Source organism: Colwellia sp. C1TZA3 (assembly GCF_007954265.1).
Lineage (GTDB): Bacteria > Pseudomonadota > Gammaproteobacteria > Enterobacterales > Alteromonadaceae > Cognaticolwellia.
In genome coordinates, this window is the sequence record NZ_VOLS01000086.1 from 1 (window position 1) to 10,284 (window position 10,284).

The 10,284-nt window shown below is 36.5% G+C and carries 7 protein-coding genes; 2 read left to right on the top strand and 5 right to left on the bottom strand.

Annotation, left to right across the window (positions count from 1 at the left end; all coding sequences use genetic code 11):
• The first annotated feature begins 788 nt into the window (after positions 1 to 788).
• Both ESZ39_RS16415 and ESZ39_RS16420 read left to right on the top strand, forming a co-directional pair.
• Positions 789 to 1,502, top strand: coding sequence for a cytochrome b/b6 domain-containing protein (locus tag ESZ39_RS16415; RefSeq protein WP_146881009.1), 714 nt, complete (start codon positions 789 to 791; stop codon positions 1,500 to 1,502).
• 135 nt (positions 1,503 to 1,637) lie between these two features.
• Complete coding sequence (locus ESZ39_RS16420; protein ID WP_146881010.1) at positions 1,638 to 1,868, top strand: TIGR02922 family protein; 231 nt, start codon at positions 1,638 to 1,640, stop codon at positions 1,866 to 1,868.
• A 170-nt stretch (positions 1,869 to 2,038) separates the two neighbouring features.
• Here the strand turns inward: ESZ39_RS16420 and ESZ39_RS16425 are convergent, their stop codons facing one another.
• The 5 genes from ESZ39_RS16425 to ESZ39_RS16445 all read right to left on the bottom strand — a co-directional run bounded on the left by ESZ39_RS16425 (position 2,039) and on the right by ESZ39_RS16445 (position 9,302).
• Positions 2,039 to 3,019 (bottom strand): Gfo/Idh/MocA family protein, encoded by a 981-nt coding sequence (locus ESZ39_RS16425; RefSeq protein ID WP_191321830.1) that lies wholly within the window; start codon positions 3,017 to 3,019, stop codon positions 2,039 to 2,041.
• Between the two features lie 104 nt (positions 3,020 to 3,123).
• Entirely contained in the window at positions 3,124 to 3,834 is a 711-nt protein-coding gene (locus ESZ39_RS16430; RefSeq protein WP_146881011.1) for a DUF6445 family protein, read from the bottom strand.
• 34 nt (positions 3,835 to 3,868) lie between these two features.
• Positions 3,869 to 4,582, bottom strand: a complete 714-nt coding sequence (locus tag ESZ39_RS16435; protein WP_146881012.1) for a SapC family protein — start codon at positions 4,580 to 4,582, stop codon at positions 3,869 to 3,871.
• 47 nt (positions 4,583 to 4,629) lie between these two features.
• Positions 4,630 to 6,183 carry a tryptophan halogenase family protein gene (locus tag ESZ39_RS16440; protein ID WP_146881013.1) on the bottom strand — a complete coding sequence of 518 codons (1,554 nt, stop codon included), beginning with the start codon at positions 6,181 to 6,183 and terminating at the stop codon, positions 4,630 to 4,632.
• Between the two features lie 275 nt (positions 6,184 to 6,458).
• Entirely contained in the window at positions 6,459 to 9,302 is a 2,844-nt protein-coding gene (locus ESZ39_RS16445) for a TonB-dependent receptor (protein WP_223270427.1), read from the bottom strand.
• Positions 9,303 to 10,284: the final 982 nt, after the last annotated feature.

A 10,284-nucleotide genomic window follows, 5' to 3' on the forward strand; every position in this document is an offset into this window, starting at 1 on the left:
TAATACCAAGTTGATTAATTACCTGCTCATTTTTAATGGTTAAAATGAATAACTACAGCGTTATAAAATTTATAAGGTGAATAACTACTGACTAAATTTTATGCCTTGTATTTATCCATTTTTCCTCATGAAAAAGGTGATCATTTAGTTAATCAAATTGGTATAACTACAAATATGGCGAGCACTTTACATTTATGGAGAGAGCTCTCAATAAATGCTCTGAAAATACTAACTCTTGTTTTTACTTAATGGTATTTAATGTTTAAGAGCGTATGTCTTTAACTAAAAAATGCACCAAAATCAGAAATAATCACCATAAGACTTTCTGGGAGAATAGGCCACATAAGTACTGCTAAAAAAATAACAATGATCACGTCAAAAAAAATTTAATAGCATGATAACGACTAAAATTAATAATATTTGACCTATGTCTAATGACAGCAATAATTACCTAACAACGTTTAATACCAGTTCCATTAAGTTTGTGATCTTGTTGTGCGCAGGAAAAATAACTCAAGGTAAGGCGCTCGATTGAGTAATAGCTGGCTATTGGGATTGAGAGCAACACAGCCTTGAGCTATTTTAACTAGTACAAGTGAGCAATAACTTAATGGGATTGGTATAAGTACCCGTAAGTTTATGGACTATCGATTTTAGTTAATGCTATTTTTAATGACATAGAATAACTTAACACTAATTCTATTTACTGATGTACCAAGTTACATTGTTAACTTAACCCACAATATAATATGATTACGCTTAAGCAAATAGTCATAAAAGAGCTTGATATGAATAGAAAACAAGTTTTCGTCTGGAGTCGTAGAATAAGACTTTTTCATTGGATAAATGTCATTGCAATTTTACTACTCATCGCTATCGGCACAGTGATATTAAATGGCAAAATATTGGGCATTAGCACCGAAGGTAAAGTGCTGTTAAAAACCATACATGTATTGGTGGGATATGTTTTTGCTAGTAACTTGATTTTCCGGTTAATCACAGCTTTTGTCGGTAAAGGTTATGAGCGCTGGCATAAAATACTACCTTTTAAAAAAGGCTTTAAAGCTGAATTAGTTGAGTTTACACAAGGTAAAAAGTTAGCTTACAAAGGCCATAGCCCTGCAGGAAAATTGATGGTGTTAGCACTGTTGTCCGTTATGACTGTACAAATGATTTCAGGCCTTGTTATTGCCGGTACAGATATTTACTACCCACCCTTTGGTCAATATTTTGCTGAAAACATTGCTGTCGATAAAGACAATATAGCGGCGATAAAACCTTATTCGAAAGAGAATGTAAATGCCGCAGCTTATCAAGTAATGAGAGATTTTCGAAAACCTTTTATTACCGCGCATGTTTATGCTTTTTACTGCCTGCTATTACTTATTCCACTGCATATTATTGGGGTAATTATGGCTGAAAGACGGGAGAAAAGCGCTCTTATTTCTGCCATGTTCAATGGGTATAAATACCTACCAAAAAATAAGCCTGATGAACATTAAAGCTTAACTTCCATCTCAACTGAAGATAATTGAACATGAAAAAGTTTACTCGCTTAATATAGTTGGACAAAATACGATTAATAGACGATAGTTCTAGCACCTTAGCCGTTAATAATTACTTTAAAGGAGCTCACATTGGAGACTAAAAATCTAACTACCGTCACTATTATTTATTACCAAGAAGACAGCTTAGAGTTAAAGCATGAAATTAAAAGCTATCCTAAAAATAAATCTGGTCGGGTTATTATTCCACAAGAGTTCAAACAGAATAAGTCTATATTAGCTGTCTGTCTTGGTGAGATAACTATCATTAACAAAATCGGTGATAGAATCATGTCACTCGGTGTCGAAGATGAAAATTTTTAGTACTTAAGCTTTATCAACAGCTAAGCCATACTGAATTTTTCAATAGTAAGTCTATGCCGATTTTTTTATTAACAAAATAATTAACAAAATAATTAACAAAATAATTAACAAAGTAATTAAAAGCTAGAGCAACGGTTTTAGGTGTCTGTGTTTCCAATCAATATTTCCAATCAATATTTCAAATCAATAATGGCCCTAACGCTATCTAAGGTTTCAATTAGCTGGCGACTAAAATTAAAAGTCATGATATGACTTTCTTTTTTACCTTGGCGTAACAGTTCATTAAAATGGCTAATTTGATAATTATAACCATGGGTTTTACAGTCAAAAAATACCGATTCCTCCTTGCTATCATTAATTAAAGTCACCGTTGACGGGCTATGAAAGCCACTATTAATTTTAATAATGCCTTGCTCGCAATAAAAAATAGCCTCACTGGCAGTAGATTCCAATAGTGTCGACGTTAATATTGCTACGGCATTATTGTAGTTAAATACCATCGAGCAGGAAGAGTCAGCGCCATTCTCAAAAAAGCTTGCCTTGGCTGTTATGGTATCTGGCACACCAAGTGTTGAAAGTGCTGCAAAAATAGGATAAATACCAATATCTAAAAGGCTACCTCCTCCTAGCGATTTTTTAAAAAGCCGAGACTCTTCATTGAAGACCTTAACAAAACCAAAATCAGCTTCAATTCTCAGAAGATTGCCATAAGTTTTGCGACTCAGCTCTGCTAGAACAAAATTATAATGGGGCAAAAAATAGGTCCAAAGTCCTTCCATCAGCAGAGTATTATGTTTAGTGGCAGCAGCAATCATGCTATTTACTTCATCGGCATTCATGGCAAAAGGCTTTTCACATAATACCGCCTTGCCCTGCTCTAAACACAACAACGCATTTTCTTTATGTAAAGAGTGTGGCGTTGCGATGTAAACAGCATCAATGTTTTCATCGCTTACTAACGCTTCATAGCTGTTGTAAGCTTTAGTTACTTGATATTTTTCGGCAAAGCCATCGGCTTTTTGTTGTGTTCTTGAAGCAACCGCATACAGTTCAGCGCCTTCCACCGTTAACAAATCTGTCGCAAATTTATTGGCTATATTGCCTAAACCGATAATTCCCCAACGTATGTTTCTATTTTTCAATAACTTCATTTACTACTACCCAATATAAAATGTGACAGAAAAGTACTTTCTCATGCGTCTAATTGCCCTAGAGATAGAACAACGACATGCCATTAAAAAATACTTTTTTTAAATTATTCAACATAAATGAAACTACCAATGGTTAGTCTGCCTATTTTAGGATCTGAAGACAAACCTAATATGGGGTTAATGTCACCTGAGTGTAAGGCCATACTGGGGTAGATCACGGCTCTATTCATCCTAGCGGCAACTGAATAAAATTGCTCAAAAAGGCTATTGTCTGAGTTCACGTAGCAGGGATTTTTATGTAACTGCTGCGCAATAGCTTCCTTTTTTAGCTGCTGACCATAATTAACTAAACGCGCTGCGGTGATACTTTCAAAAGCACTGGCCCGATGTCGATAAAAAGAGGTTCCACCATGCTCGGGCTCACACAAATAATGTACTACCGCCAATTGATTAATATTAGCCGTATCAAAATGTGGCAGCATTTGTATTGGCTTTAAATGCTCAGGAGCCCTATCTGAAACCGCAAATGCAGACATTAATGCCTTAGCACTAGTCGCATTATCAAAGCCAAAATATGATTTAAATAGCGGTAAATATTTCTTACAAATTTCTTCACTATATATTGCAGGTGCTAAAAAACGTTTGCCTGGATAGAAGTTTTGTTGATCGGCTCTAAATAATGAACCATCGCCCGCGCAGGAAATTAAATCATCAGCTTTGTTTGCAAAACCATCGATAATCAACACAGGTATATTTTCTTTACCAATCATCAGCTTAGTTAAGCTAGGATGATCATTTAGTGTAAAATCTAACATCAAATAACGTTTACCCTTGCTAAATCTCTAGTGCTTAACTTAGAGACTTATTTTTTAAATCAATTAGTGTATGAATTTGTCCTAAAGATATGATCATTGTATGTATTGCAGACAATAAGCCACTTTGATGTAAAGATAAAATTTGTTCATTGTTTAATGTGGCAAGTTTTACTTCATCAATGGTATATAAACCAGCTAATTTAGTGGCGCTTTGATTAATAAAAGTAATGTCTATCGACATAGGCTTAATTAAGGCCATTGACGTTAGAGTTGCTATTAATACCTTATTTTCTTTTTCACCCAGCAATAATTGCGTAAGGTTTGCTTTAACGCTTTTAAAGTAGCTAGACTCATCACCTTTTTCATCAAAAAGTGCCTGTCCAGTTTCTTCTGATACCGCGGGACTATCGGTATTCAAACAAACAGCGAGTTCGTTATGATGCTTTTCATCGCTCATTTCAACAAAAAATGGTTGTCGCCTTATTTGCAGTGGCACATAGAGTCCTTGCCATTGTGCTTGCTGCCAAAATAAGTTTTCATTTTCCTCAAAGCCTAACATCGCAGAAAATACAAACTGTCCTGTGTCACCATTTTTAGTCAATACAATGGGATATTGTACCGCTAAATGAATAAACTCGGCTAAAACAACCGGAATAAGGGCTAAATTAGCACCATGGCGTTCCACTTTATTGAGATCGACTTTAGTGTTTAAATGCTTTTTATTATCTACTGCGACTAAACTAGCCATGTATAATTTCTCTTGTTAGCTTATGACTTAAATTCGGCTATATTCAATTAAATTTGGTTAAAGCCAAATTCAATAATTTTATTAATTAATTCACGGTTTTTTGGCAGTGTTGATACCGCCTTGTCAGTGAGTTTTTTATTTTGCGCAAATTGATGTTGTGCAAAATCAATATTATCGAGTGCATAAGTGTTTTGGCTATAGTCACTTTTAAAACCCATACCATATAAAATATACTGATAACTTGCCGCAGGGAAAACTTCATTATTACTGGTAAAATCATGATCAGCGGGTGCTCGATATTGCCAAAGCGCCATTGCTTCTTTTAAGCTTTCAGGAATAGATTGAGCATCGCGGTTATCAATCCAAAAAGCGTTGTCGGTTCTTTTACTTAAAATATAATGTAACTTAAGAAAGTCGATGATTTTTTCCCATCGATAAAGAAAGGTTTCATTAAAGCGCTTGGCGGCTATGTCCATAATGTCACGAGACTGCGGCAGTTGTTCACTGATCATTTGTGCTGACAACTCTACCATCATCAAAGCAGATGCTTCTAATGGCTCTAAAAACCCTGCTGACAAGCCTACTGCCACACAATTATTTTGCCACATTTTTTCTCTATGACCACTGACAATTGGAATTTTTCGTACCGTTAATGATGAAAATTTATCACCAACATACTTGGCTAATACTTCCCTAGCCTGCGCTTCAGATGAATATTTACTCGAATATACATAACCAACACCGCGGCGATGTTGTAAGCCAATATCCCATATCCAACCAGCTTCTTGGCCAGTTGAAACGGTATGAGAAGCAATCGGTGAATCTACCTCATCATAAGGCACTTGTACCGCTAACGCGGTATCAATAAACAATATATCGCTACAGCTCTTAAATGGCACTTGATAATGCTTACCTAAAAGCAGCGAAGAGAAACCGGTGCAATCAACAAATAAATCCCCAGTAACATCAGCGTTATTTTCAGTGCTCACTGATGAAATATCACCATTGGGAGCTGAGTTCACACCAGTAACGTTATCAATTATATGAGTAACACCGAGTTTTTCTGTGCAATGTTTTTGTAAAAAAACAGAAAACTTTACAGAATCTAGGTGATAGGCATAATTAGCCACTGCCGCAAACTCTGGCGTTCTAATGGTTTTAGGCGCTAAGCCATTTTCACAAACCGACTCTTGAAAACAAACGTCTTCAGAAAATGATTTAGCTCCTGTTTGACCTTGCCTTGCCAACCAATGCGCCGCTAAGTCACCTTGTGAAAATCCTTGTGGCAGCACTAAGGGATGATAATAAAAATCATCTTCACTACCATCAACCCATTTAGCAAATTTTGCGCCTTGCTTAAAGCTAGCATCACATTCGCGAATAAAATCTGTTTCACTAATACCTAAAGCAATCAGCGTACTACGCATAGTAGGCCAAGTGCCCTCACCAACACCAATAGCTGAGATATTAGGAGACTCAACCAAAACCACAGTTAAACCTTGCTCTGTATTACTTTTATGTTTTGCTGCTAAACGTCCAGCCGTAAGCCAGCCAGCTATTCCACCACCAACAACAACAACTTTTTTAGTTAATTTATTCATAGTTAATCTGCTACCGTTATTTTAACTCTCGTTTAGTAATACCAATCCCATTAAGTTATTGCTCACTTGTACTAGTTAAAATAGCTCAAGGCTGTGTTGCTCTCACTCCCAATAGCCAGCTATTGCTCAATCAAGCGCCTTACCTTGAATTATTTTTCCTGCGCACAACAAGATCACAAACTTAATGGAACTGGTATAAGAGAGTATTGAAGTAGACTTTTACTTTTAGGGAAGTAAAAGTCTATATGCATGACTAAGATTATAAATTACAAAGCTTAGAAGCTACCGCGTATACCTAATGAAATACGACGGCCACTATCAACAACGTCGAGTATTTGATTAGAGAAACGACCACGGCTATGGGTGTATTCTTCAGTTAAGTTAATACCTTCAACAAACACAGTGATTTTTTCAGTTACATCGAAACTAGCACTAGCATCCCACTGTGCATAATCTTCAACGTAAGTAACACCATCACCGCCACCTTGACTAAGGCTTTGCAAGAAAGTGTCACGCCAGTTGTAAGCGATACGTGCTTGCAATGGACCATTCTCATAAAAAGCCACTAAGTTAGCTGAGTCACTTAAACCTGTAACCGCAAATACTTGTGTAATATCAGTATTATCAAGTTCAGCATCACTATCAACAAGTGTTGCGTTCGCTAAAAGACCAAAACCTGTGTCACCAAAAGTATGCTGGGCTGCAATTTCCCAACCATCTACTGTTGCTGATTCACCATTACTAGGAGCCGTATTAGTAAAAACTGCCACACTGTCTTCACTATCAGGGGCACTAACATCACTACCTGTAGACGGATCTGTTAATAAACTGCCATTAGCTGTTACAAAAGTTTTTGCTAGCTTGGTGTTAGTAATAAAGTTAGCAACATGTTTTCTAAAGTAACCGGCAGAAACATAGCTAGCTTCGTCGTAATACCACTCAAGTGATAAATCTAAATTATCAGAACTAAAAGGTATTAAGTCTGAATTACCACTTGATGACTGTAAGTTACCCTGACGAGTTGTTTGCAGAGAAGTAATAGGTCTTAAACTACTTAAGGTAGGACGGGTTAAGGTTTTTGAAACGGCTACACGAGCAATTAAATCTTCATTTATTTCTAATTTAACGCTGAAGTTAGGTAAAATTTCACTGTAGCTATTATTTTCTGTAAAGTTTGTCGTATCACCATATGCTGCTAACATTTCAGTTGCATCAAGAATACTTAAACTTTGAGGGTTTGCTTGAGAAGCACTGACCGCAACATCGGTAGTTTCATAGCGGAAACCTGCCGTACTAGAAATAAACATATTGGCTATTTCGCCATAAAAATCAAGTTCTAAGTACAAAGACGAGGTTTCTTCTTCAACTTCAAAAGAATTATTAGTTTTAACGGCGTCAAAATCAACCCCTTCAATATTACCTAAGAAATCAAATAAGGCTTCTCCATCAAAAGTTAACCATTGTGTCGGTGAACGGCCACTACCACTTACGCTACTTAAAAAGTCATCACCGGCATCAAATACTGCTTGAGGGAAAGCGCTAACATCCGGAAAATCTTTATAGTTGCAGTAAGTACAGTGAATACCGCTTTCATCATTATTCCAGGTATTTACCGTTTTAGTTTCAGACGAGAACATAGCGCCAAATCTTGCTTTAGCAAAACCTGTGTCACCGTCAGCTACCCAAACACTGTCCCAGCGAAGTTGCGTAATATCGTCTTCAACTTCATCACCACCACGAATCATCACATGTGCGCCGCTATTAGCCGTATCTAAATAATCAGATACGCCTGCAGGAGCAACATAATCAGGACTAGTCGGGTCTTGGTTTACGCTGTCGCCTTCTTGCTGACCACTGTATATTGAATCATTAGCTGTTGCGAAGTCGGAGTAATAAGGCAAAATATTATCATCCAGATTCCATTGCACACGGTTAGCATAGCCTAATAACGCTAAGTTACCACCTCGACCGTTGTTTGCCGCGCGTGTCGCATTCGAGTTACTAATATCAAACTGCATATTTAAATTATCATTAATATCCCAGTCAAAATTAAGACCAAATGAAGTAGACTCTGTTAAACGGTCGCCTTTCTTTGCATGAAAATCAGTCGCTAAACCCACTTGTTGATACATCTCAGTAACCGTGCCATTTTCATCAACAACAATATTTTCTGCGTTATCAGAAGTAAACCAGTGGCCATAAGATGTGGTATCAGAATTAACATCAAAATCAGAATATAAAACATCCGCAGTAACAATAAAGTTGTCAGCAGGCGCATACTGTAATACTAAATTAGCATTAGTTCGTTCACGTTTTTCAGTAGTCACTAAAGAATCAAAGTTTTGAGGAATAAAGACATTACCTATGTAATCATCTCCTGATTCAGTTTTTGGTGTGCCGCGAGTGAATGATGAGTTTTCTCGCCAACCAGCAGATTGTGCTCTATTTAAACGTGTTTCACGTTCTAAGTAAGAAACCGCCAATAAAGCACCAAAAGTATCATCGTTAAAGGTATCACTGACTAATAAAGAGGCTTGTGGTGTCGTCTCTTCACTATTACCATCGTAAATACCTTTAAGGCTACCCGCTAATTTAAAGCCGCCAATAGCGAAAGGTTTAGCTGTTTCGATGTTAATAGTAGAACCGATACCACCGGATTGCATGGTTGCTGTTGATGTTTTATGCACATCTAGCGTTTTCACCATTTCAGCGGCAATAGTGTCAAAACTAAAATCGCGACCTGCACTTTCCGTGGCTTGTTGACGACCATTAACTAATACCGTGTTAAATTGTGGACCAAAACCACGAACCGTAATTTTTTGACCTTCACCGCCTGAACGATCAATTGAAACACCTGAGATACGCTGCAATGATTCTGCAAGGTTAGTGTCTGGAAATTTACCAATATCTTCAGCTGAAACTGAATCTACAACGCCACTGGCTTCACGCTTGGTGTCCATAGCACGACTTAATGCCCCCCGGATCCCACGAACTTCGATTATTTCTACTTCTTTCGCTTTATTATTTGTTTCTGTTTCTGCAATTGAAGGTGCTGCTGCGACTGTAGTTAAAACCGCTAATACTGCACTTGCTACTTTATTTTTTTTATAATGTGCCATGTCGTTTGTTCTCTCAAATCTTGAATCTATTAAGATAGATAACTGCCCACTCTCGCTAATATCTGTTTTAAGCCCGGTATCTTTTAGTAATTTATTCAACGCATCCATTACAGAAAAACTACCTAACACTCGATTTGTTTGCTTATCCGCAATTTTATTTAGCGGAAAAAGTAACGTTATATCAGCCTGTTCAGCAAAGTTTATTAACGATAAGTCGGCTCTTTGTCTAGGAATATTGAAAGGCATTTTTTCTAATTTTTCCTTGGCATGCACCCAACCAGGTAAGGTAAAAAGCATAACAATACAGAAAAAATGTACTTGAATTTTCCAATATTCCATATGTATAGATTTTTTCCATACATAAAACAAAGACGACTGGTCTATTATTTTCCTCCATAAGGATCTAGAAATTATTGTTAAATTATTTTTTGAGAGAAAACCCATCATTACTTTTTTTAAGCCTTATTTAATTTTTATAGTTTTTTTTATTGGCATAAAACGAAAGACGAATAAAAAAGCACAACCTAAGTACTCAAAGAAACTAATAGTCCAGGCGATCATCCGCTGATTTTAGCTTTATTTAAAGTTACGGTGTATATTTTATTTATTACAACTGCTTGATCAAAATTACAGTATATATTTTATTTCTTGCAACTAAATTAAAACTAATCGACCATATTCAACTCTACGTAAAATTACAAGCTATGAAATAGCCACAATAGCGACGGCCTTGTAAAGCACATTAAAAATATAATGGAAATATCTTAAATTAAATTTTTACCTATTTTCACCTATATAATTAAGGTGGCACAATCATTTTGTTATACCAGTTCCATTAAGTTTGTGATCTTGTTGTGCGCAGGAAAAATAATTCAAGGTAAGGCGCTCGATTGAGCAATAGCTGGCTATTGGGAGTGAGAGCAACACAGCCTTGAGCTATTTTAACTAGTACAAGTGAGCAATAACTTAATGGGATTGGTAT

What these genes read in the sequence shown, in the direction of transcription:
- ESZ39_RS16435 (WP_146881012.1), bottom strand. Translation starts at nt 4,582, where the DNA reads ATGGCTAGTTTAGTCGCAGTAGATAATAAAAAGCATTTAAACACTAAA.
- ESZ39_RS16445 (WP_223270427.1), bottom strand. Translation starts at nt 9,302, where the DNA reads ATGGCACATTATAAAAAAAATAAAGTAGCAAGTGCAGTATTAGCGGTT.
- ESZ39_RS16440 (WP_146881013.1), bottom strand. Translation starts at nt 6,183, where the DNA reads ATGAATAAATTAACTAAAAAAGTTGTTGTTGTTGGTGGTGGAATAGCT.
- ESZ39_RS16430 (WP_146881011.1), bottom strand. Translation starts at nt 3,834, where the DNA reads ATGTTAGATTTTACACTAAATGATCATCCTAGCTTAACTAAGCTGATG.
- ESZ39_RS16415 (WP_146881009.1), top strand. Translation starts at nt 789, where the DNA reads ATGAATAGAAAACAAGTTTTCGTCTGGAGTCGTAGAATAAGACTTTTT.
- ESZ39_RS16425 (WP_191321830.1), bottom strand. Translation starts at nt 3,019, where the DNA reads ATGAAGTTATTGAAAAATAGAAACATACGTTGGGGAATTATCGGTTTA.